This window comes from Dehalobacterium formicoaceticum (genome assembly GCF_002224645.1).
In the GTDB taxonomy this organism is placed as follows: domain Bacteria; phylum Bacillota; class Dehalobacteriia; order Dehalobacteriales; family Dehalobacteriaceae; genus Dehalobacterium; species Dehalobacterium formicoaceticum.
Map to the genome: position 1 here is coordinate 496,756 of NZ_CP022121.1, position 25,052 is coordinate 521,807.

Sequence of the window (25,052 nt, forward strand, 5' to 3'; positions counted from 1 at the left end):
ATAAAGATTAAGGATTATCTATGTATTTGTCAACTTAAAATTAGGCCATATAGTCATTTAATTTTCGGCCACTAAGAAAAAAAATTTAGTCGTTTCATAAGCATATTTAGTTTTCAAAGAGCATTGTTTCACGATGAATGCTAACGCGCTATCGCTTGTTACATCCTGTATAAATGTTTATCAAAAACATGATAAACCTTTATACAGGGTTATTGTTTTTTTCTTCATGCCAGTTGCTGTTGTTGTAACCACTCCTTCGTTTCTTTCATGCGGTACGAGTTTCCATTCATGTTGACGATGTATGACTGATGCGTCAACCGGTCAATCATGGCCGCCGTCATCACGGGATCCTGAAAAATTTCACCCCATCGTTCGAAGGATAAGTTGGTTGTGATGATTGTCGATTTGCGACCAGCCCTCAGCGACAAATGGGTAAACAATAATTCAGATCCTTCCTTATCAAAAGATATATAACCCATTTCATCGGCAATAACCAAATCATATTTTTCAAAGCGGTTCTGGAAGGCTCGAAGAGTTTGCTCTGCTCGGCATTCTTTAATCCGGTTAATGAGGAGGGGAACAGTTGTAAACCATACTTTATATCCCTCCAGGCAGGCCTTTAAGCCTAGCCCAATACTCACATGCGTCTTGCCTGTTCCCGGGTTCCCCGCCAGAATAATGTTGCGCCCCTCCTGAATAAACTCTAATGTTTTCAGCTGCTTTAACTTCTTTTGGGCATCATCTGGCAAATCCGCGATGACCAAATCTTCAAGGTACTTTTTATGTGTAAATTCAGCCAGACGAATGCGATTATGCCGCGAGGCTTCCCGACGAGCATCACATTCCTTCTCCAGTAACTGCGCCAGAAATGCTTCATAACTGGCATCCTGCTGCGTTGACTCCCGAACTTGCTCATCCAAATGCTTACGAATCATAGGGAGTCTCAGTTCTTTGCTATATTCCAATATCGCTTCCTTAAACGCCTTGCGCGGCGCGTTACTCATGCAACGTCCTCCTTTGCTTTTGGTGTATGGGTATCAAACATGTCATCGTACATGCGAAGCTGCTGTGCTGACCGCTCTACAATCTCTTTTCCCGTTTTCGAGAGATTTGGTTGAACAACAGGCATCGCGTCACGATTCCTAGCACAAAGCACTTTAATTTTATCCGTAGTCACTTGAGCCGGATGAATTTTCTCCAGCTCCCGAATAGCTTGCTCGACTTCCGCAAATGGGACATCGTCTCGAATATATTGCAATAGCTGTATAAATTCCTTGTCTTGTTTGGTATAATATGTTTCGTATATTTCTTTTATCCTTTTAGGAGCCTGCTGCCATGCCGCACTACCGGCAAATGCACCAGGTTTTTTCCTTAGCGTATCCAAATAATGATTCAGATCAAGCCGCCACTCGTGGTTGCCGGTTAATCGCACATGCTCCGCTACCAAGGATTCCTGATGGAAGCATCGCACCCGGGTCGCATATGCTTTAATCATGATCGATTCACCTACCAAATGATCCGGTACTGAGTAACGATTCTGATCAACGATGATGGTGGAATATTTGTTCACCCGTCCATAAATCACGCGAGCTGCATCAAATGGTGGAAGGGTGGGCAGCAATGCGGGGCGCTCTTCTTCCAATCGTTCCTCCGCCGTCTGGCCGTTGTACTCATCATGGGACTTACGATTACGCTTAGTGCACACATCCTGCAAATATTGATTTGCCTCCTCCAGGGATTCAAATTCGTCCCGAAAAGCGAAGGCTTTTCGGCGAACGACCTCGACGCTTCGCTCCACATGACCTTTTTCGTTGCCCTTGCGAATATTGCAAAACCGATACTGAAAACCATAGTAGAGCGACAATTGAAGCAATCCTTGCGTCGGCTCCTTCTCCGTTCCAATAAACCTTTTCACCGCGACTTTCATGTTATCGTACACCATGGTACGATACACTTGGCCGATATGCTGGAAAAACAGGGCGTGTGCTTCCTGAAAACACTCTGTTGTTTGTTTGGTGAACAGATAAGCAAAGCGATAGTTCCCGTAAGCCGTTGTGAATACGGCCATCTGAAAAACTTGAAATTTTCCATTAATTTTTAGTTTAACCTCACCCCAATCAAATTCGCAAATGTCTCCAAGTTCATACAGAGCCTTAATAAACGCTTCCTTTGGTTTCCGTTCCAAGCTTCTAATGGTTCGAAGAACGGTACTGTAACTTAGTTGAGTACCCTCGGCTTCCAGTGCTTCAAAGATATCAATGGCTTTTTTTTGCTGCTTGTGCCGCCCCTGATTTCGCTTAGTTTCATTCTCGTCAAGATAGAACTGGATCCTGTTCACAACCTCGTCAGTCATTTTTCTTTTGGGTCGAATGCCCACAGTATACTTGGGGGCAGAAGTGAGGGTGTCGACTAGTGCCTGGATATCTGCCGACCCGCTCGACAATAATTGCTGTCTCCCTTCCTCATATTGTCCAATGTACTTTCCTACGGTGTCCCGATTGATCCCTGTTATTTTCGCAATTTCCCGGCGCGATTTCCCTTCATGAATATGCATCATTAAAATTTGTTGCTTGATGTTCATTGTGATCATCTCTCCCAGCCCCTACCTGTTGAATTTCCTCTCAAGTAGGTTAATCTATTGTGGCCGGTTTTTCAATGACTACGGTGGCCTACTATTAGATTACCATAGACAATTATCTAATTATTCATCTTTAGAACAAGTTAAAATGTCTTAAAGAGTTTTTTTCGATTTTAAAACAATTGAGGTGCTAAAGCAGTTCTTGTCTTAAAAACTGCTTTAGCCCTTTTATATTTTCCGAGAGAAGTCGGTTGCCTCAATTGTTATTTAGTCTTGACCAAACTTATCAACCTATTCAATCAACATAGTGTATTTTTTCAGCTTTCTTCAATGATCCGTAGAATTCATCCAGAACCTTATCATCAGTCGGCTTGGTCATCAAACTGACCACAAACATCAATACCGCAGCCACAACCATGCCAAAGAATCCATACCAGTTACCGCCGAAACCTAATTTATAGGTGAGAAGTACGGTAATAATACCGGCAACAGAAGCAATCACAGCAGCCGGAGCAGTAGCCCTTTTCCAATAGATGGCGCAGATCAGGATCGGGAAGATGGGCATCACCATAGCAATGGCAAACATAATCAGCGTCCAGATCAGTTCAGGGGGATCCATGGCAATCCACATACAGGCCAAACCAAGCACCACAATGACAATCCGGCTGATCAGCATTTGTTTTTTCGGATCTGCTTGTAATTTAAAGGTTTTACCTAAAATATCATGAGAGATGATGGAGCCGGATACCAGCAAGAAACCGTTTGCTGTCGACAAGCCCACTGCCAGTGCCCCTAAAATGAAGAGGGTCATTAACACTTGGGCAAATCCAGCACCCTGGGAAGCTACTACGGTGTTAATCAAATAAGGAATAATCAACTCCGTATCGGAACCTGAAAGCCCAGGCACCAAGCCTACGGCCAATAAACCAATAAACATAACCCCGGTCCAAACAACAGTCTGCAGTATCGGAACTAAATATTGCAGTCTCTGCTGACTCTTCAGGTTTTCTCCGGAATATCCGGATCGAATAAAGACGTGGGGCAGCATAATGGTCCAGCCTATGGCACAAGAAAGAGGATAACCTAAACGAGCAGCATAGGGCACCCATTCATTCGGCCCCGGATAGGAAAACCATGAAGGCGTACTTTGCCATACCGCAGAAACCAAGTTAGTGACAGAGCCGCCAAAACCAACACTTAAAGCACTGATGCCAATGGCCCATAAAGCAATGATAAATAACCAGCCCTGGGCTGTATCCGCCCAGGCAACAGATTTCATTCCGCCTACGGAAACAAAGATCAAGGTGCCGATACCCACGACAATAATGACGGCATTATAAGAAACAGCTCCTCCGCTTGCTACCTGAGCTGCCTTAGCGCAAGCTATAAAAATGGAACTTACATAAGGAAGGGAAACAAAGAAAAATAATAGCCCTAAAATAACCCTTAATGCCGGACTCCGGAACCTGTCGTCATACAAATCAGCAGGGGTGGTATATCCCCTTTGCGTGTTTAAGAGCCATACCTTGTTCATCACAAAATACATGATGATAGGATATAACGGAATATAACTTAATTCTGAAAGAAAGAAGGTCAACCCGCCGCGGTAATATCCCCCGGGTCCGGCAAAGAAAACCCAGGTGCTCATCAAAGCGGCAACGTAAGTCATAACTAAAACAAACCAATTAATTTGACCGCCGGCGGTAAAGTAGTCCTTGGCGCTGCGGTTTTTTTCTTTCCAGTTCGCATAAAATCCTAACCCAAGAAGGGCTGCCATATAGGTAAGAAATATGATCCAAACAGTGCTGCCACTTAACATGTTAATTTCCCTCCTGGTCACTGGCTTTTTGTATTTGATCAGCATCAACCAATTTTCTTTGTTTTGTCGTTAAATGTAGGCCTGCATAAATACAAATCCATAGCGGAATCAATGTTAATGCACCATGCAAAAAGGCACCATTGGCATCACCATATGCAGGAATTCCAGGGAAGTTGTACAAGACATAAAATAGAACTACGGAGATCAGCCACCATTTCTCTGTTTTCTGATAAGGTTTCTTAGCCATTCATTTCGCCTCCTTAATTATATCGTCTTTAGAAAATAATCTGCTTACATCGATCCATCGGTGTCAGCAGAAACATTGCTTTTTCCCGCCTTTCATGTATAACAGAGAGCAGCCCGGTGTTTATGGCAGCAATACCACAAACACCGCAGCATTTTCCCTCATACATGATTTGCAGCAACTTTCTTATTATTTGCTCACTTTTAATTCTTTATCAGCCCGAGCCACAATGGCATCTAATTCCTTAACCACATTCTCCGGCAAACTGACAGGTTTCAAATCATCCTTCATGGCCAGATAAGCTTCCTTCGCCCGTTCAGCCAAGGTTTTACCTCCTTTTCCTTCCCAGGTGGCCTTAGCATCACGGGTGAAAAGATTGGACCGGTAACCGTCTCTGAAATGGTTAAAGGTGTGATCCAGGGTAATAAAGGCTTCGTTTTCTTTTAAGTTCACTAGTTCATTCCAGCCCACATGTTCTTCATCCACCGTGACACCGGCTTTCAATTGACGCACCATCCCGAAAAGATCATTGTCAATCATCAATTGAACGGGGCTGATGGTTTTCGCTGTTTCAATCTGTCCGGCGCCGCCCAGGACCGAACCGCCGGAAAGGGCAACCATAATAGCCAGGGTTGCTTGCTCAATACCGGCTTGGCTATCAAGGATGGGGGAATCCGAGCCCGTCGCATAGGTATGAGCGGGAATGCCATAACCGTCCTGGAAAAGTTCCATGGCAATCATCCGGCCAATGGTGGTGGACATGGCAGATTGAGTCGTATTTGTGGACATCATATCCATTTCAAAGAGCAAAGGAGTTGCCACACATGGGGTGCCCGGCGCAATTAATTGCGCCATAATGATCATCGCCATTACTTCCGCACAGGCAAGTAGTGCTATACCGTCCGGTGTGATGGGCGCGTTGGCTCCGGCTGCCGGTAAGGAGCAGGGTTGGAGAGGAACGCCGGCCCGTGCACCCTGTAAAATAATATTGGCATCCATATGCTTGTAAGTCAGAAAAGGAACGGAGCAACAGATCAGGCTGACAATGGGTCTCTTTCTTAATTCTTCTTTACCCCCGGCTACGGCGGCAGCCATTTCAATTAGATAGTTCACGTTTTCTGATTCATAAGGCTGCAGCCAGCCATGCTTCCTCGTGTTTCTGATCACGGTATCAAAGGTATGAATATCAATACACTCCGAAGGAAAATCAGTCCCGGGATTGGTGGAAGGCAGTGAATAATAATTAATATTGTCCAGAGCCTGCATCAGTCTGGTATACTCCGCCACCTGGTCCAGGGTGATATGGTTGTAAGTGTCGTTTTCTGATAAATAGAACATGCCCCCGGTATTGGTTCTGGTGTAGAAGGATCCTTCCGGATGGGGGAACTTCAGATCATACTGGGGATCCACACCCGCTAAGGTAAATTCCCGGGGTACATCCTTCAGAGCTTTGTCGATGACAGCCTGGGGAAATTTCACATACTGGCCGTTCACTTCTGCCCCGGCTCCTGCCAAAATCTCTAATACCTCATCATGTTCTACTTTAATTCCTTTGTTCGCCAACAACCATTCCATCTTTTCCTTAAGAAATGCCAATTCCTGTTCGTTTAATGCTTTTGCTTTAATTCCTTTTGCCATGCTTGTTACTCCTCCTTATTATTAATATGTTTTAATTTAAATAAATAATTTGTTTGAATTATTTTATTTATTTTCCTCCAATCAAATCCTCGCTTTCCTGATTTCTTTTGCTGTAATGATTTGATCACCTTCACTAAAAGGTGTTCCTAGTCTATAGTTAGTAGCAAATTCTATGCCAATATGAATTTGTTATATTTATTTTATTGAATCCTTCCTATTTTGTTTGCAAATCGGCCATTTTGCTGTCATCTTCAATTTATCTTCCCATATAATAAATAAAAAGATTTGTTTCGAAAAACAAGATTGAAAGAAGAATATTTCATTTATGAAATCTTTCCTTCGTCTGCCTCAACAAATCTTTCTCCATCAATCACTTGACCTAAAAGAGCCTCTTTTCAATTATGAAACGAAATCATTCATTGTTGATCATTGTACTGTTGCATCTTGCGCCATAAGGTAATCGTACTGATACCCAGCATTTCAGCAGCTTCCTTTTTTTTGTATTTAGCGGCGACCAATGCTTTTTCAATGGCAATTTTCTCTGTTTCCATAACTATTTGCCCTAAGGTTAATGTGCCCACTTGATCTGTCAACTGATTAATAATTTCCATAGACTGATCATCAGGACGAAATACGGGGGGCAAATGTTGCGGCAAAATCAGATGCTCTTCTTTTCCCATCATATTCAGGGCATACTCCACACAATTTTGCAGTTCCCTGACATTGCCCGGCCATGGATATTCCTTTAAAATGTTAAGCGCTTCCTTGCTGATGCCCTCAACATACTTTCCTAACAAATTATTATGTTTTCGAATAAAATAACGAGCCAATAAAGAAATATCATCTGGTCTTTCCCTTAAAGGGGTTACCTTAATTTGCAGCACGTTTAACCTGAAAAACAAGTCGCTGCGAAATTTATTTTCTGAAATCATCTTCACCAGATCCTTGTTTGTCGAAGATATAACACGCACATTTATACGCAGCGGTTTTTTTCCGCCGATGCGCGTTATTTCTCTTTCCTGCAAAACCCTGAGAATTTTGATCTGCAAATTTAGTTCCATCTCGCTGATCTCATCTAAAAAAATTGTCCCACCATCTGCCTGCTCAAAAGCCCCGGGCGCACCTCCTTTTTTTGCTCCGGTGAAAGCACCTTCATCATAGCCAAATAGGCTGCTCTCAATTAATGTAGCGGGTAAAGCACCGCAGTTGATGGCAACAAATGGTTTGTTTCTGCGCTCACTGGCATTATGAATAGATTGAGCAAATAGCTCCTTCCCCGTCCCTGTTTCTCCATAGATTAGGACAGTGGAGTTACTGGAAGCAATGTGCTTAGCCTGATCCACTACTTTTAAAAATGCCTCGTTTTGCCCGATAATATCGGAAAAATTATAACGGGCAAATTGAAACTTTTTCACTTCATCCATTAACAGCTTGTTTTTTTGCGTCGCTACCTCATTATTAAAACCAAACCCAAAATTGGATGTAATAGGAATGCGCACTGCCAATGCTTCTTCAAAAGAAATAGAATCCCCAACGACAGGTTCATTCGTCTGCATCGCTTTCAAAGCGGCTTTGCTGATCTTATTAATAAATTTACGATTCACGCTTCCGTCCGGATTATAACTGGAGATACGCTTACCCTGCTTATCAAAAATAACCGCCTCCCCACCTACCACCTTAGCAATCAATGGCAAAGCCTTTTCCAAAGCGTTGCGCAGATTGCCTTCCCTCTGCACCCGTTCCACATTGCTGCAACAGAGTACATAGGAACCGATGGGAATCACCCAGGCCTCCGCTCCGTCTTCAATCTGTGAAGGCCCGATAAATGGCTTATTTTCTTGACCACCTTTTTGAGCTAAATCATAAATCTTACCTTTCATATCCTGCAATTCTTCACCTTTAGAGTTTACGGTTTTAATTCTTCGCCCATCAATATCCGTTAATGTTGCATAACCCCCAGTTACGCCGGCGAGTGGTGCAAGGCTTTCCAGCAAAGTATTGAGCAAAGTCTTTTCATTTATCTCCATAATGCATTCTCCTAAAATTTGCTGCAATGCACAGCATTCTTGAAATCTGGTGGAGCTCTATTCCACCTATAGCTTAGAAATCGTTATCTCATATTAACATTTTAACTAATTCGACATTTTAATACAAATTTTTTTCTTGATAAAATGAAAACAGGTAGATTTTCCCCAGGAAAAACCTACCTGCATATCTTTTTATCATTGACTTGGGACTATATGGCAAAAACAGCGAATTAATTCTCCAGCACCTTCCCTTTTGTTTCTACAGCGAAGAAGATGAAGATCAGTGCGGATAAAATAAAGGCGCTGGCAAGAATGGTGAAAACGCCCATAAAGCCGATACTGGCCAGGAAAAAACCAATAATCATAGGGCCAAGCATAGAACCAATCCGGGACACCGCTGTGGAAGCTCCCGCCGCCGTAATTCTAACATCGGTAGGATACAATTCCGGAGTATAGGTATACATGACACAAATTGATGCGGAAACAGCCAATGAGGTCACAATCCCAATCACAAGGATAATACTCATGGATGCATTATGGGATAAGGCATAGCCGTAAGCCAAAGCACATAAGGCAGCAACAAACAGGTTTGGAATAATGGTCTTCTTGCGGCCTACCTTGTCCATCATGAAAGAGGCGATAACTTCATTAGGCATATAAGCGATTTGCATAATCAACACATAGAGAAATGATTTTTGCATCGTGTGTCCCGCCTCAACAAAAACAGTGGGCAGCCACGAAAACAGTCCGTAATAAGCAAACATAATCAGGAACCAGGTGCACCATAACACGATCGTGTTTTTCCTATATTTCCCTGTAAATAAGGTGCTGATTTTAACCTTCTCAGTTGCCGCTTTCACCACAACGTTATTGACAACTTCCGGGTCAACAGCGGGCAATTCTTTGCCGTGTTCTTTAATAATCTCTGCTTCTAATTTCGTCACAATGTCATCCGCTTCTTGCACACGTCCCTTGGTAATTAACCAACGGGGTGATTCCGGCAAGTGTCTGCGTACAACAAAGATAAAGAAAGCAGGTAAAGCACCGAATACAAAGGCCGCCCGCCATCCCAGGCTGGGGATAACAAAGAAGGACAAAGCTGCAGCTGTTGCCCAGCCCGCGCCCCAGAAAACATTGACCAGGCCCTGAATTTTTCCTCTATGAAGCGAAGGGGCAAACTCCCCAAGAAGAGCAGGCACGACCGGAGATTCCCCGCCTAAGCCAATACCCACCAGAAAACGGAAAACCAGTAAAAGTGCAAAGGAAGGAGCGAAGGCGCAAGCTAGTGATGCCAGAGAAAAGATCAGCATCGTCCATTGAAAGACGAATTTTCGTCCCCACTTATCTGCCGCATAACCGGCAACTAACGAGCCGAAAAACATCCCCAACAATCCTACACTTAGCAAAACCCCACTTTCCGCCGGGGTTAGGTTCCAATAGCCTTTCAGGGCGGCAACAACAAAAGTTACCAATGCAATATCAAAGGAATCAAAAGCCCAGGCAATACCGTTAATGACGAGCATTTTTTTATGAAACTTACTGACAGGCAGTCGTTCCATTCTGGCAATAACCATTCTCCCATCTGACTGAGAAGTTGCTGTTTCCAAATTAGTTCATCCTCCTTCTATTATTTTAATCTTAGAACCTTAATTTTTCATTATTTTTTTAGCAACCCCCCCAAATATTTTTTTACAGGCAGTTTGTTGACTCTGACACCTACAGCATCATAGATGGCATTGGTAATCGCCGGAGCTACAGACAGTACACCGATTTCCGCTACCCCTTTGGAACCGAAAGGTCCGGTGAGATCCTGATCGCCGACGAAAATGATCTTCATACTATCCGGCATATCATTAATACGAGGCACTTTGCATTTGCCCAGGGTGTCCGTTTTATTGATTCCTTTTTCAATCTCAAAATCATTGGTCATGCCGTAACCCATGCCCATGATGATCGCACCCTCAATTTGAGTCCGGGCTGCTTCCGGATTGATGATCTGTCCCCCATCCAAAGCCATGGTACAATTCAGCACGGTTACATTACCCGTTTCCGGATCCACAGCTACAGCTACCGCTGTGGTATTATACGCTACTGTATGGTGCACATTGTAATCCTTGGGGTCGATGGCGTGGTCTTCATTGGTATTCTCTGACACGGGACATGATTTGGGCATCATAAAATCTACCCATATTTTCAAAGGTTCGGTACTTTGGGCTGCTAATTCCCCAAAACTTAATCTTTGATTTCCTGTTTCTTTATCCACAATAAAGCCATTTCGGAGTGATAAACGATCCTCATCTACACCCAATATCGCTGCGCCTTTTTCCAGGATCAGCTTGCGCATCTTTTTGCTTGCTTCAATGGTAGGATGTCCCCACAAATAAACGCCCCTGGAAGCCATTACCCCGCCCCCGTAAGGAACTGTGCCGGTATTTCCGGCATCTACTTCAATGTCCGTAATATCTATATCTAAAATTTCGGAAACCATCTGGCAAAGGGAGGTATGGGATCCTTGCCCCATTTCGGTGCAGGCAACCCTTAGGATAAATTTACCGCCCTCTAACAGATCCAATGCCGCACCGGCTAATTCATCCGGTCCTAAGCCCCCTGCCACAGAGCGCCAAGCGCTGGCCACACCAATACCAATATGATCGCCTTTTTGTTTTAAAGGCAGCAATTCCTCTTCTACCACTTTTTTGATGGCTTGAATAGTGTCCTTGTAACCAACCCCGGTGGTAAATATCTGTCCCGTAGCTGCCGGTACGCCCACTTCCAAAGCGTTGATTTCCCGCAAGGTAATAGGGTCCATATTCAATTTTCTGCTTAAAATATCCAGGGTGGATTCTGCGGCAAAGTGAGACTGTCCGGCACCGAATCCTCTCATGGCTCCGGCAATTAAATTGTTGGTGTAAACACAGGTTGCTTGGACATTCAAGTTGGGAATATAATATGGGCCTGTGCTAAAGGAAACTGATTGCTCGACCACACGAGGGCTCCATGAAATGTAAGCGCCGCCGTCGGCAAGAATCTGAATATCCATACCTTGAATTTTACCATCTTTGTTGGCAGCAACCCGATACTTCATCTTGTAGCTATGGCGCTTGGGATGAAAACGCAAAGTCTCTTTTCTGGTGAGCACCATCTTAGCCGGGCGGCCTGTTTTTAGAGAGGCGATTGCTACATAAGCGTGAGTTGTAAGCTCGGTTTTGCCGCCAAAGGCTCCGCCTGCCGGCATATGAACCACTTCAATTTTGTCAACATCCATGTTTAAAATAGGGGCTAGTTGATCTCTGTCCGCAAAGGGACTTTGATTAGGTGCATAAATAAGGACCTTGCCGTTTTCCCCCATGCGAGATACAGCACCGTCTGTTTCCATCCAGGCATGCTCTTCCGGCGGAACAACAAATTCCTCTTCTACCACCACATCCGCTTGGGCAAATGCTTCCTCTATATTCCCCCGATACATATGGACCTCTTTACAGATATTGCCTTTCTCCCCTGCATAAGCATTCCAGAAGGGGCCCAATTCCGGATTAGGAATCAATGGTGCGTCAGGAGCCAAGGCTTCTTCAATGGTAAAAATGCCGGGCAATTCTTTATAAGTTATCTGAACTGCATCCGCCCCTTTTTGGGCCGTTTCTTCATCCTCAGCAAAAACCACTACAATGGGTTCGCCAATATAACGTACCTTGTCCACAGCCAGAACCGGTTGATCTTTGGCCAATACGCCGTGAATGTTATTCCCCGGGATATCCTTGGCTGTTAAGACCAGCTGCACACCAGGAATTTGCTCAGCTGCGGTGGTATCGATCGAAAGAATCTTCGCATGGGGATATTGGCTTAAAACCATTTTACCGTACAACATATTATCAAAATAATAATCCCCATAGAATACTGTTTTCCCCGTGACCTTATCTTCCACATCAATCCGGCGCACAGACTTGCCGATTACGTTATTTTCTGCTGCATCTTCCGCCACATATGGTTCAGGAGTCTCACCCCTTACTACCACTGCCGCTCTTTGAATGGCTTTGATCACCCGGGGATAAGTGCCGCATCTGCACAAATTCAGCTTTAAGGCCTTCTTAATTTCTTCCTCCGAAGGATCGGGATTTTTTAATAACAGTGCTTTTGCTGTCATAATCATACCGGGGGTGCAAAACCCGCATTGCACGGCACTGCATTCCACAAAAGCTTTTTGCACAGGATCCATTTCTCCGTCTTTTACTAAGCCTTCAACGGTCACAATGTGTTTTCCCTGAAGATCTGACAGTTTGGCCCGGCATGACCTTTTGGCTTCATTGTCTATCAGGACTGTACATGCTCCGCAAACAGCCTCTTCACAGCCTCTTTTTGTTCCTGTTAGCTTTAGTACATCTCTTAAATAATCCAAAAGATACGTGCGTTTTTCATCATCCTGAATATTTATTTCCTGTTCATTCACCCAAAACTGCACCATACATCTTTCCCCCTTTAAAAGTTTAAACAAACGCAATTCTCCCGAACCTATTGATTGTTTTTCACGATGCATTCTTGTCTTTCGTCGCCAGAACTGCCCCCCTTTTCGTTTCCTTGATCATTTGCCCCGGAATTCGTAAGTTGATTCCGAAAATCGAAATCCGTGTCATAATTTTATCATACGTTTGAAATATTATTTATAAGCAATATTTATGCCAGATTCAAAATTTTGCTTTTTTGCTTAAGTTTTGTTTAATATTTTGATTAATTAAATAATTAAATAGCATGACTATCCAACTAGCTCTGGATAGGTAATTGTTGTTATCCTAAGCGATAGCGAAGATCTATTGTTTAATTGTTTAAACCCTTAAAGGAAAAAAGGCAAAATTCTTCACTTCCCTTCGCTGCGTTCGAAATGACAGAAAAAGAATAGAATTCCTGAGAAAATTGATAGTCATGTTAAATAATTGATTAGCTAATTAATTTACTTATTTATTTCACATTTGAAGGATCCTGATTTTCTTGCCAAACAAGACCGTTCATGCCAAGGGTTACCTTTATATTTTCATTATTGATATCGTTTCTTTCATTATCGAAATGTTTTATATACGGAGCATAAAAAAAAGAAGGAACTATCACAAAACATTTCTTCCGTTTTATGATAGTTCCTTCATTATCTTAATTTGATAATTCTTTAAAAAGAGGTTTCAAGCACAAAAATTTACTTAAGATTTGCCAAACGCAGATAAGACTGATATCTTTCTTCTGCATCATCTGATGTCTTTTTAAACATCTCTTCCGCTATTTCAGGATAGAGTTTGGCCAAAGCGGAATAACGCACTTCACTCATGATGAAGTCTTTAAAGCTTCCCGTAGGTTCCTTGGAATCAAGGGAGAAGGGGTTCTTTCCTTCTTGCTTCAAGAGGGGGTTGTAGCGATACAGATGCCAGTATCCACACTCAACCGCCTTTTTCATTTCTTCCATAGCATGGGACATGCCGCCCTTAATACCATGGTTGATGCAAGGACTATAGGCGATGATCAGGGAAGGTCCGGGATAGTTTTCCGCTTCTTGAATTGCTTTAATAGCTTGATTATAATCGGCACCCATAGCAATCTGTGCTACATAAACATAACCATAGGACATGGCCATCATACCCAGATCTTTTTTCTTAGTCTTTTTTCCGGAGGCAGCAAATTTGGCAATGGCTGCCGCTGGGGTGGACTTGGAGGATTGTCCCCCTGTATTGGAATAAACTTCTGTATCGTAAACAAAGATATTTACATCTTCACCGGAAGCCAGGACATGATCCACACCGCCAAAGCCGATATCGTAGGCCCAGCCATCCCCACCGAACGCCCATTGGGATTTTTTCACTAGGAAGTCGGCTCTTTCCCTGATTTGTTTCAAAACAGGATGATCCTGACCTTCTAATAAAGGAATAATCTTGGCCGCTGCTTCTTTTGACGCTTCGGCCTGGTCTTTCCCAGCCAGCCATTGACTAAAGGCGTCCTTCAATTCAGGAGATATTTCTAAGGTGATGGCTTCATTTATTAAATCCGTAACCTTATTTCTGATTTGCCGAGCACCCAAGAACATACCAAAACCAAATTCCGCATTGTCCTCAAAAAGGGAGTTAGACCAGCTGGGTCCTTTTCCTTCTTTATTGACACAGAAAGGCATGGAAGGCGCCGCTCCCCCCCAAATGGAGGAACAACCGGTGGCATTGGCAATCATCATGCGATCTCCAAAGAGCTGGGTGATCAGCTTGAGATAAGGGGTTTCGCCGCATCCGGCACAGGCCCCGGTAAATTCCACTAATGGCTGAGCAAACTGACTGCCTTTGATGGAATACTTATTCATGAGATCATCTTTAATGCTCACAGTGGTGCTATAGTTCCAATTGGGCACTTGATCTTCCGCTTGAGATTCAATAGATTCCATGGTTAATGCCTTGACCTTGGCCGGGCAAACTGCTGCACAGCTGCCGCAACCCTGACAATCCATAGGGCTGACCTGGATCCGATAAGCAAGACCTTTTAATTCCTTGCCCAAGGCAGCTAAGGTGTTAAAGCCTTCGGGAGCTTGCGCTAATTCTTCTTCGTTTAACAGCACCGGACGGATGGAGGCATGAGGGCAGACAAAAGAGCAGCGGTTACACTGAATACAATTTTCCTGATGCCATTGGGGAACAAAGGAAGCCACGCCCCGTTTTTCATATCTGCTAGTTTGGGTGGGATAGGTGCCGCTTTCGCAGCCATGTTTCATAAACACGCTGACGGGCAATTTGTCCCCTTCATTGCGATTCATGGGTTCTAAGATATCGGTAACAAAGGCAGGTACATCCTGGGCTGCCGCTGCTTCATCCACCGCATCCTTCCACGAAGCGGGGACCTCCACTTTAACCAATGCAGCAATCCCTTGATCGATAGCGGCATTATTCATGTCTACTATTTTTTGCCCCTTCTTACCATAGGCATGTTCCACAGATTCTTTCAAATATTCCACTGCTTTGTCCATGGGAATCACTTGAGCCAGCTTAAAGAAGGCCGACTGCATAATCATATTGGTGCGATTTCCCAGGCCTAATTCCTGAGCAATGTCCACTGCATCCACCGTATAGAAGTTGATTTTCTTTTCGGCAAGATCTTTCTTTAAAGACGCCGGAAGTTTTTCTTCCAATTCTTCCTGCCGCCACACGCAATTTAAGAGGAAGGTTCCTCCTTCTTTTAATCCGGATAAAAGATCATATTTATGAACATAAGCCGGATTGCTGCAGGAAACAAAATCCGAATTGGTTATAAGATAAGGTGCTTTAATAGGTTTTTTCCCAAAACGCAGGTGGGAAATGGTAATCCCGCCGGATTTTTTGGAATCATAGGAGAAATAAGCCTGAGCATACAAATCTGTTTTGTCTCCGATAATTTCCACCGCTTGTTTATTAGCTCCTACGGTCCCATCCGATCCTAATCCCCAGAATTTACATTGGATGGTACCCTCCGGGGTCATGTCAATATTCTGACTGCTGATCAAAGAAGTATTGGTTACATCATCAATAATACTTAGTGTGAAATTGTGTTTGGGCTCTTGTTCCTTAAGATTATCGAAAACTGCGATAATATCTGCCGGCACCGTGTCTTTGGAGCCTAACCCATACCGTCCCCCCACAATCAGAGGAGCATTAACTTTTCCGTAAAACATGCTTAAAACATCCATATAAAGTGGCTCACCAGGTGCTCCGATGGTTTTTACCCGGTCTAAAACAGCAATTTTCTTGACCGTCTCCGGTAAAACATCAAAGAAATATTTGGCGGAGAAAGGTCGATAAAGATGAACTTTTATTAAACCAACCTTTTCTCCCTGAGCTACCAGGTAGTCCACCACCGTTTCAATGGTGTCACACGCAGAGCCCATGGCAACAATAATATGCTCCGCATCCGGTGCGCCATAGTAAACAAAAGGCTTGTATTCTCTGCCGGTAAGTTTGCTGATCTCTTTCATATAGGCAGCTACTGTATCAGGTACATTTTCATAATGAGTATTGCTGGCTTCCCGGCATTGGAAAAAGATGTCCGGGTTTTGGTTTGTACCCCTGATCACAGGGTGTTCCGGATTTAAAGCCTGATCTTTAAAAGCTTTAATGCTGTCCTGATCTACCAGCTTGGCAAAGTCTTCATATTCAATAACTTCAACCTTTTGCTGCTCATGGGAGGTGCGGAAGCCATCAAAAAAGTGCAGAAAAGGAACGCGGGATTTAATAGCTGCCAAATGGGCAATTCCTCCCAAATCAATAACTTCCTGTACGCTGTTGGAGGCGAGCATCGCCCAGCCCGTCTGGTTGCAGGCCATCACATCAGAATGATCTCCGAATATATTCAAGGCATGGGTAGCCAGTGATCGGGCACTCACATGCATCACCCCGGGTAAAAACTCCCCGGCAATTTTATACATGTTAGGAATCATCAGCAACAAACCCTGGGAAGCAGTATAGGTGGTGGTGAGAGCCCCTGCGGATAAAGATCCGTGTACAGCTCCCGCTGCTCCGGCCTCAGATTGCATTTCAACCACATCTACTACTTGTCCAAAAATATTCTTTTGCTTAAGGGCACTCCATTCATCTGCATACTCCGCCATGGTCGATGACGGCGTAATGGGATAGATGGCAGCGACTTCTGTAAAAGCATAAGATACATAGGCTGCTGCTTTGTTTCCATCCATCGTTTTCATATGTTTTGTCATATAACTTGTTCTCCTTTTTAATAATTTTTGTTCCGTATACACAGAATATTTATAATGAAAGTAATTTTTACCTCATTATCATGATGCCGTTTTTGATGCTCCTTAGTAAATCAAAAAAAATTTAAGCAATGACAATAAAATAATTCCTGGAATCCCCAAAAAACCAGCTACCAATACCGTCACAGTATTAATGGGCAGAAAAAACCCCCAAGGTTCGGCAAAGATATTGATCAACCACAAGATCAAAAAACCCATTAACCCATTCACTAATATTTTGAAGATCAATCGTACCGGTGTCAATAAGAACTTCAAGGCCGGAAGCAATAAAAGTAAGGCAATGATACCAATCAAAATGATTTGCCAGGTCTCCCCATTCATATGCCCACCCCCTAATAACTCTTATTACGGGCAATCAACGCCAAATATGCGATCGTTTCAAAATCTGCAGTTATGCCTTCTTGACGGGCTTTTTTAATAGATGAATATACTTTCTTTCCGCGGCGCTCTGCCAATAAATCACTTGGTCCACTAAATCCGTTTCCGTTACTTCATGGTAGGTCTTCTCTGCCCATTGCCATTCCTGACGCACCTTATTGACCAGAAGGACATACTGCCGTGCAGGATCCCCCGGCCCCGGTTTCAAAAATAAATTCCTTAACCGTTCAAATAAAATCATCATATGAAATCTCAAAGATTTTATGAAATGAAAGATTTTTTTCTCCATCTCTTTTCCCCCTAATGTTTTTACCATTATATGGGGGAATTGTCCCAAATATGAGCAATACTTCCCACCCTGGGACACACTTAAACCTTATCACAAAATCAGAACAATTATATCATAATTTCAAGAACTTTATTTAAAATATTTAAGAATCTCTTAGCATAATTATTTTCTCCAGGCATGAAGCAAGACAGACCAATCGGTCTGTCTCCTTAAATTTCTTTTCTTCCTTCGAAGGCCTTAGCTAAGGTTACTTCATCTGCATATTCCAAATCCCCACCTACAGGCAGGCCATGAGCGATTCGTGTTACCTTAACCCCTAATGGCTTTAAAAGTCGGGATAAATAAAGCGCTGTCGCCTCTCCTTCCACATTGAGGTTAGTAGCCACGACCACCTCTGCCACCGGTGATTCCCTCAAACGAGACAATAACTGCGTCACCGTTAATTGCTCCGGACCAATCCCCTCAATAGGGGATATTGCCCCATGAAGAACATGATATCTACCCCTAAATTCTCTGGTCTTTTCCATAGCAATAACATCCCGAGGCTGTTCCACAATACACAGCACCTTGTCATCTCGATTCTGATCCTGACAAAAAGCGCAAGGTTCCTGATCTGTCAGATTGGCGCAGATGGAACATTGTTTAATCTTTTGACGAGCATCAATGATGGATTGGGATAAACCCAAAGCATCCCGATCCGGGGCATTTAATAAATGAAAGGCCAACCTTTGGGCGGATTTCGGACCAACACCAGGAAGTTTCATCAGCTCATCAATTAATCTGGCCACCGGTGCCGGGTAGTAATTAAACATTGTTCCGCTCCTTATTCATAGTAAGAACTCTTTTCCTGAATCCATTTCCATTAAAACAAACCGGGAATCTTCATCCCTCCGGTAATCTTATTCATTTCTTCCGAAACCATCTCCTGAGATTTTCGCAAGGCTTCATTAACTGCAGCGAGCATCAAATCCTCCAGCATCTCTACATCTTCCGGATCTACCGCTTCCGGCTTAATCCGAATAGACATAAGCTCTTGTTTTCCATTTGCCACCACTGTGACCATCCCGCCGCCGGCACTGGCTTCAATTTCCTTCGAAGCCAACTCTTCTTGCATGCGCGCCATATCGGCTTGCATCTTCTGAACCTGTTTCATCATTTTTTGCATATTTCCCATACCCATTTTAAATCCTCCTTCAATATCGTTTCTGATCACCTAATCTACGATCTCCACTTTTACCTCATTGCCTAAAAATTTTTGAACCCCAGCCTCAATTTCGTCCTCTTTTTCCGGGGAGAGATCATCAGTCGTACTCTGTACAGTCAGCTCCTGTCTAAAAACAGTGCCTAAGGCCTCTTCGATAATTTTTTTATGCTCAATCTTTTCGATCGTTTCTGCATGAAGCTTAAACTGTTGCAGATACTGCATAATTATCTTATTCTGTCTTAATTCCACAGGTGTCCCTTCTTTTAAAAATGCTCCGGTGCTTTTATTTTTTTTATTCACCAACTCCATCACTTGAGGCCAATGTGCTTGAACAGATTTTATATTCACCTGTATGGCCGGTGGCACATTCTCCTTTTTTACGGGTTCTTTTGGTTGTTTATGTTGTACCGGTTGTTGATGCCCTTTATGCTCTTTATGTTGTGCTGATTGCACCGGTTGTACATTCTCTTGATCGTTTTTTTCCGGTATCCTTGCCGCTCTGATTAAAGAGAGTTCTAAGGTAATGCGGGGTTGAGTGCTGTTTTTAAGTTGAGCTTCTCCTTCACTTAAAACATCCAGGATATTAAACAATACCTCCACAGTAAAGATCTTGCTTTGCTCCGCCAAGTCCCGATGTAAAAAATCCGGCACATCTAATTTTTCAACCGCTTTATTCGATAGTTTAACCAAAATTAAATTTCTGAAATACTCCGTTAAATCATGATGAAAAAGCCGGATATCCTTACCTTCCTGGATTAAGCTATCAATCAAGGAAATCATGCGGCCATAATCTCTTTCTGCCATAGACAAAACAATATTTTTAATAAATTCATTATCTACCGCGCCCAATAGGGAAGCAATGGTCTCTTCCGTAATCATTTCTTCCGAAAAACTTAAACATTGATCCAATAAACTTAAGGCATCCCGCATACTGCCCTCCGCCTTTTTAGCAATCATCTGCAGAGCCGCATCATTTACTTTTAATCCTTCAACCGTACAAATATGCTGCAATCGGTCAATAATAAAACGCATGCCAATACGTTTAAAATCAAAACGCTGACATCGGGAAAGTACAGTGATCGGTACCTTATGAGGTTCTGTTGTCGCTAAAATAAATATAACATGCTTGGGCGGCTCTTCCAAGGTCTTTAAGAGAGCATTAAAGGCTTCTGTAGTAAGCATATGAACTTCATCAATAATATATATTTTATATTTTCCTTCTACCGGGGCATATTTCACCTTTTCCCTGAGATCCCGAATTTCATCAATCCCGCGATTGGATGCTGCATCAATTTCGATCATATCCATGGCCTGACCTGACTTGAACCGCTTGCACATTTCACATTGATCACAAGCTTCACCCTCAACAGGAGCAAGACAATTAACTGCTTTGGCCAATATCTTGGCAGAACTGGTTTTACCTGTCCCCCGGGGGCCGGTAAAAAGATAAGCATGCACTATCCTATTTGCTTTGATCGCATTTTTTAAGGTTTTGCTGATATGATCCTGTCCAGCAACATCCTCAAATTTTTGGGGTCGCCACTGACGGTACAATGCAACATATGCCAATTTTCTTGCCTCCCCATTTAATCGATCTATTATTAACCTACTTATTCGCCCAACATCCTATTTTCCCTTTATTAGAGAACTTGGCTTGCGCCAAGCCGAAGGCCTAGGGAAAGCCTAAAAATAAAAGACGCCCCAACGGACGCCTTGAAAAATTTAGCCGTGCACCTGTTTTTGAGCATATCCTCCGAGCGTTACTCAAACAGTTAACTCAAACCAGGCACCCTTACGGCACACAAGATTGGCTACTTACCGCTGCTTCCTTCCGGACCTGACGGGGTTTATAGCTTCTTATTGCGTAAGACCCAATTATCATCGCCACTTATTTTAGGCAGACCCCACAGAATAAACCCTGCCACAGGAATTCAACCCCACTATAGCGGATTGTGGGTTACAAGGCACCGCTACCTCCCCATCTAGCACGGCAAAAGAATTTTTTAAAAAAGATCGGTATGTCTTGATTCCATACCGATCAGAATTTACTGGCGGAGAGAACAGGATTCGAACCTGCGAGGCTGTTACACCAACACGCTTTCCAGGCGTGCGCCTTAAGCCGGACTCGGCCATCTCTCCTAATGTTAATCAACCTATCTCATTAGACTGACTAGCTAATTATACATGCATTTGACCAATGTTGCAAGTCATTTCTCCGATAACTTTTGTTAAAATTGCCTGAATTTTTCCCAAGAGTGGTAATAATATCCCTCAGACACCAATGCCCAATAACAATCCTCCCCGATAAACCAGGAAAGAAACAAACCATGCTAAGGCCAGGGTATATCCTATGACGAACAAAGGCCATTTCCATGAATTTGTCTCCCGATAGATGACCGCTACCGTGGACAAACAAGGAATATAAATCAGGATAAAAAGCATTAACACATAAGCGATCAAAGGAGTAAATCCCGACTGGGTTCTTACCCGATCAGCAAAACCCAAAGATACTTCTCCTGACGATAAACCTGCCTCTTCATCTATTTCCATGCTATATAAGGTGCTCATGGTGCTGACAACAATTTCTTTGGCAGCAACACCTGAAATGAGAGCCACGCCAATCTTCCAATCAAATCCTAAAGGTTCAAGCACCGGTTCCACCAGGTGGCCAATGCGTCCGGCAAAGCTTTGCTCCATTGCTTGAGCCGCATCAAAATTTGATGCTCCATTCGTCTGGGGAAAGGTAAATAAGGCCCACATTAAAATTGACGCTGCTAAAATAACGGTTCCAGCTTTTTTGAGATAGAGCACGGCTCGTTCCCATACCTGAGTTAAAACGCTGCGCCAGACCGGCATTCGATAAACAGGAAGTTCCATCACAAAGGGCTCAGCCGGACCGGGAAACAGCCAGGTGCGAAATAATTTTGCCATCAATACAGCTAATAATATGCCGATTAAGTAAATAGAAAAGATCACATTCCCCGCCATATTAGGGCTGAAAAATGCTGCTGCTAACAAGGTATAAACGGGTAAGCGTGCCCCACAGCTCATTAAGGGGATCACCAAAATGGTCACCAACCGGTCCCGAGGATTTTCTAGGGTACGAGTCGCCATAATAGCGGGAATAGAGCAACCAAAACCCAGGATCATGGGAATGAATGATTTGCCGTGCAAACCCATACGATGCATTAATTTATCCATAATAAAGGCCGCTCTGGACATATATCCGGTACCTTCTAAAAAGGTAATTCCCAAAAAGAGGAGCAAGATGTTAGGAAGAAAAATAATAACCCCGCCAACCCCACCAATAATCCCATCCACAATTAAAGAACGGAATAAACCATCCGGCAGTATCCCATGAACAAGCTCAGCAAATTTTGAGATCCCCATATCCAGCCACCCCATGGGCAATTCACCCAGGGTAAAGGTGATTTGAAAAAGCAGCCACATAATCATCAGAAAGATCGGTAACCCCAAAAATCGATTTAAGAGCACCTGATCAATTTTTTCCGTCATGGATTCCCGATCATCTCCGGGAAAAAGCACGCTTTCCCGGACCGCTCCCCGGGCAAAAGCGTACCGGCTGTCAACCAAAAACAGTTCCGGATCTTCCCCAAAATGCTCCTCCAAAGACCGGCGGCTTTTTTCTACCTGGATTAACAAATCATCGGCATGATATTTCTTTTTCATGCGGGCTAGTACATCCGGATCATTTTCCAAGAGCTTTACGGCTAACCAACGGCCAATAGCCGGTCGATACCTGACAGAGTTCTCATCGCCTTTAATCTTTTCGGGCATTAAGTTCCTTAATATCTCAATTTCTGCTTCCACTTCTTTTTGATAGCGAATAGGTCTTTCCTGATATCGGTCACGCCCTTCAAAGAGATGAATAGCAGCCTGTAATAGCTCCTCCACCCCCTTGCTTTTTGTGCCTATCACCGGCAGCACGGGATGACCTAAAAGAGTGGCCAGTAAATCCACATCAATTTTGAAATTGGCCTCCTCTGCTAAATCCATCATATTCAAGCCGAGTACAATGGGTATTCCCAATTCCTTTAATTGTACGGTCAGACCCAGATGTCTTTCCAAATTGGTGGCATCGGCAATATCAATAATCACATCGATCTTCTCTTCCAGCAATACCTGTCGGGTAACTACTTCATCCGGAGAATTGGAGGTCAGACTGTAAATCCCCGGCAAATCAATAATTTTAAAGTCGTAGTTCTGGTAGCTGCGATGACCTTCTCTTTTTTCTACCGTAACTCCGGGGTAATTGCCCACATGCTGACGGGCTCCGGTAAGATAATTAAAAATGGTGGTTTTTCCGCTATTGGGGTTACCCGCCAAGGCGATGGTCATTTTCTCCATGTCTATTCCTCCTCAAGCTCTACCATTTCAGCCTCGGTTTTTCTTAATGAAATATGCGCACCTCTCAGCTTTATTTCCACCGGATCCCCCAGAGGCGCATATCTTTCCACAGTCACCTCACATCCTGGGGATACACCCATTTCTACCAATCTTCGTCTGATTGCACCGCTTCCCTTAACCCGGGATACCTTGCCTTTTTTCCCCGGTGCCAAATCCTTTAAAGTTATTTTACTCATTTTTCTCCATTCCCTTCATCGATGTCTATTTTCTCAATTTGTTCGCAAGTCTCTTTTTTTGACGGGCAATTGTGGCATCCTTGACAACAAGAAGAGCGTTTTTCAAAATGCTGGATCAGATGACGTATCATATAGAAGAGTGCTACAGCACAAATTAACAGAATCAATAATAACTCCATTTGACCTGCCCACCTCCTTAATTTTGTTAGGTGTGCCTAATTTTTTTATTTTAAAAAAATTAGCATTATTATTCACTTTCATTTAAGGCAACCTGGGACTCCAAAAACTTCAGCAATTGAGAGATTGTATCCGCGCTGATCGCATGTTCCATGAGGCAGGCATCCTGATCAGCGATAGCTGGGGGCACTTCCAAAACCTCTGTTAGAAATTTTTTCAGCAAACGATGGCGTTTACGTACTTCCGCAGCCCGCATCCTACCCTCTTCAGTCAATTCTACCGGACCATATTTTTCATGCCGTAAAAACCCTATATCTACTAAAGATTTTACTGCTTCACTGGCACTGGGCTTAGAGATTTTCATAAACCTGGCTAAATCTGTAATCCGGACAAGATTATTCTCTTCAGAAATAATCAGAATGGCTTCTAAATAATCCTCCAGGGAATTGGAAATCCTAATTTCAATCTTATTAACTTTCATTTTGTTAGACAGTCCTAACTTTTTCTTTTATCTTACCCTCATTATGATAAACTGTCAAGAGATAGTTTTCTTAGATCATCCATAATCAAAGGCAGGAAATCTGATGGAATATTTTTCAATCCAATTTTTCTCTTTAGGTCTTGACCTGACAAGCTGTTTTATGGTACTTTTGTTAATGTGATTGTTTTGATGTAAAGGAGTGTCCTATGGAATTAAAACCACATGATCAGGATTATTGGTTATTAGTAGAAGATATTTTAACTAATGAAACCTTTTCTCAGCTAATTAATTATAATCATCATCATACTTCTATCATGGAACATGCCCTCACTGTTTCTTATCTATCTTATTTGATTTGTAAAAAATTGAATTTAGATTATGTCTCCGGAGCCAGAGGCGGCCTATTACACGATTTTTTCTTATATGATTGGCGTGAGTACAAAAAACAACCCCACAAAAAAAATCACGGTTTGAATCATCCGAAGGTTGCTTTGGCAAACTCCCATCAATGTTTTGAGCTTAATAAAGTTGAATGTGATATTATTCTAAAGCATATGTGGCCCAAAGCCATTGGCTTCCCCAGATATTGGGAATCCGCTATTGTTTCCTTTGTCGATAAATATTGTGCCTGTAATGAATTTTGGATTAAATTTACTTCCTTTGCTTTTAGTTACAGAAAGACAAAATTGGGCAGTACCCTTAAAAAAATATCCTCCTTTGCGATGTTGCAAAATCATTAAAAAGAGGTTTGGTGACCGTACCCAAACCTCTTTTTACTTTATTTAATTGTTTCGGAAATTTATGATGATCCGTTATTCTTTTGCCGGTTAAGCACCGTTTATCGTGAATTGAATCACC

19 protein-coding genes, 1 tRNA gene and 1 other RNA gene are annotated in these 25,052 nt (G+C 43.0%); 1 reads left to right on the plus strand and 20 read right to left on the minus strand.

What is annotated here, in order from left to right; genetic code table 11:
- Positions 1 to 224: 224 nt before the first annotated feature.
- The 20 genes from istB to CEQ75_RS02570 form a co-directional block, all read right to left on the minus strand.
- The gene (gene istB / locus CEQ75_RS02475; protein ID WP_089608935.1) at positions 225 to 1,004 is read right to left on the minus strand and encodes an IS21-like element helper ATPase IstB; all 780 of its coding nucleotides are present in this window, start codon (positions 1,002 to 1,004) and stop codon (positions 225 to 227) included.
- Positions 1,001 to 2,590, minus strand: coding sequence for an IS21 family transposase (gene istA, locus CEQ75_RS02480; RefSeq protein WP_089608934.1), 1,590 nt, complete (start codon positions 2,588 to 2,590; stop codon positions 1,001 to 1,003). The genes istB and istA overlap by 4 nt, the downstream gene beginning before the upstream one ends.
- Before the next feature lie 283 nt (positions 2,591 to 2,873).
- The gene (locus CEQ75_RS02485) at positions 2,874 to 4,397 is read right to left on the minus strand and encodes a sodium:solute symporter family protein (protein WP_157677287.1); all 1,524 of its coding nucleotides are present in this window, start codon (positions 4,395 to 4,397) and stop codon (positions 2,874 to 2,876) included.
- A gap of 1 nt (position 4,398) precedes the next feature.
- On the minus strand, positions 4,399 to 4,644 hold the full coding sequence (locus CEQ75_RS02490; RefSeq protein WP_089608938.1) for a hypothetical protein: 246 nt from the start codon (positions 4,642 to 4,644) through the stop codon (positions 4,399 to 4,401).
- A gap of 186 nt (positions 4,645 to 4,830) precedes the next feature.
- Positions 4,831 to 6,279, minus strand: a complete 1,449-nt coding sequence (locus tag CEQ75_RS02495; protein ID WP_089608939.1) for a trimethylamine methyltransferase family protein — start codon at positions 6,277 to 6,279, stop codon at positions 4,831 to 4,833.
- Between the two features lie 416 nt (positions 6,280 to 6,695).
- Positions 6,696 to 8,306, minus strand: coding sequence for a sigma-54 interaction domain-containing protein (locus CEQ75_RS02500; RefSeq protein WP_089608940.1), 1,611 nt, complete (start codon positions 8,304 to 8,306; stop codon positions 6,696 to 6,698).
- 230 nt (positions 8,307 to 8,536) lie between these two features.
- Positions 8,537 to 9,913, minus strand: coding sequence for an MFS transporter (locus CEQ75_RS02505; RefSeq protein WP_089608941.1), 1,377 nt, complete (start codon positions 9,911 to 9,913; stop codon positions 8,537 to 8,539).
- Between the two features lie 50 nt (positions 9,914 to 9,963).
- The gene (locus tag CEQ75_RS02510) at positions 9,964 to 12,795 is read right to left on the minus strand and encodes a molybdopterin-dependent oxidoreductase (RefSeq protein WP_198306613.1); all 2,832 of its coding nucleotides are present in this window, start codon (positions 12,793 to 12,795) and stop codon (positions 9,964 to 9,966) included.
- Between the two features lie 690 nt (positions 12,796 to 13,485).
- Entirely contained in the window at positions 13,486 to 17,004 is a 3,519-nt protein-coding gene (gene nifJ / locus CEQ75_RS02515) for a pyruvate:ferredoxin (flavodoxin) oxidoreductase (protein WP_089608943.1), read from the minus strand.
- A 102-nt stretch (positions 17,005 to 17,106) separates the two neighbouring features.
- Entirely contained in the window at positions 17,107 to 17,382 is a 276-nt protein-coding gene (locus tag CEQ75_RS02520; RefSeq protein ID WP_089608944.1) for a pro-sigmaK processing inhibitor BofA family protein, read from the minus strand.
- Between the two features lie 70 nt (positions 17,383 to 17,452).
- The gene (locus CEQ75_RS02525) at positions 17,453 to 17,728 is read right to left on the minus strand and encodes a DUF2508 family protein (RefSeq protein ID WP_198306614.1); all 276 of its coding nucleotides are present in this window, start codon (positions 17,726 to 17,728) and stop codon (positions 17,453 to 17,455) included.
- Positions 17,729 to 17,937: 209 nt separating this feature from the next.
- Positions 17,938 to 18,540, minus strand: a complete 603-nt coding sequence (recR, locus tag CEQ75_RS02530) for a recombination mediator RecR (protein ID WP_089608945.1) — start codon at positions 18,538 to 18,540, stop codon at positions 17,938 to 17,940.
- 50 nt (positions 18,541 to 18,590) lie between these two features.
- A complete protein-coding gene (locus CEQ75_RS02535; protein WP_089608946.1) occupies positions 18,591 to 18,908 on the minus strand; it encodes a YbaB/EbfC family nucleoid-associated protein in 318 nt (105 codons plus the stop codon).
- Positions 18,909 to 18,941: 33 nt separating this feature from the next.
- Positions 18,942 to 20,501, minus strand: a complete 1,560-nt coding sequence (gene dnaX, locus CEQ75_RS02540) for a DNA polymerase III subunit gamma/tau (protein ID WP_157677289.1) — start codon at positions 20,499 to 20,501, stop codon at positions 18,942 to 18,944.
- Positions 20,502 to 20,658: 157 nt separating this feature from the next.
- Positions 20,659 to 20,923: signal recognition particle sRNA large type (ffs, locus tag CEQ75_RS02545), an RNA gene on the minus strand.
- A gap of 58 nt (positions 20,924 to 20,981) precedes the next feature.
- Positions 20,982 to 21,071, minus strand: a tRNA-Ser gene (locus CEQ75_RS02550).
- Between the two features lie 132 nt (positions 21,072 to 21,203).
- Positions 21,204 to 23,300, minus strand: a complete 2,097-nt coding sequence (gene feoB, locus CEQ75_RS02555; RefSeq protein ID WP_089608948.1) for a ferrous iron transport protein B — start codon at positions 23,298 to 23,300, stop codon at positions 21,204 to 21,206.
- A gap of 2 nt (positions 23,301 to 23,302) precedes the next feature.
- Positions 23,303 to 23,536: a FeoA family protein gene (locus tag CEQ75_RS02560; RefSeq protein WP_089608949.1), complete on the minus strand. Its 234-nt coding sequence runs from the start codon at positions 23,534 to 23,536 to the stop codon at positions 23,303 to 23,305.
- Positions 23,533 to 23,715: a FeoB-associated Cys-rich membrane protein gene (locus CEQ75_RS02565; protein ID WP_089608950.1), complete on the minus strand. Its 183-nt coding sequence runs from the start codon at positions 23,713 to 23,715 to the stop codon at positions 23,533 to 23,535. Before CEQ75_RS02565 ends, CEQ75_RS02560 begins: the two co-directional genes overlap by 4 nt.
- 68 nt (positions 23,716 to 23,783) lie before the next feature.
- A complete protein-coding gene (locus tag CEQ75_RS02570; RefSeq protein WP_089608951.1) occupies positions 23,784 to 24,194 on the minus strand; it encodes a metal-dependent transcriptional regulator in 411 nt (136 codons plus the stop codon).
- 206 nt (positions 24,195 to 24,400) lie between these two features.
- Between CEQ75_RS02570 and CEQ75_RS02575 the strand changes: the two genes are divergently transcribed.
- Entirely contained in the window at positions 24,401 to 24,934 is a 534-nt protein-coding gene (locus tag CEQ75_RS02575; RefSeq protein WP_089608952.1) for an HD domain-containing protein, read from the plus strand.
- Positions 24,935 to 25,052 lie beyond the last annotated feature (118 nt).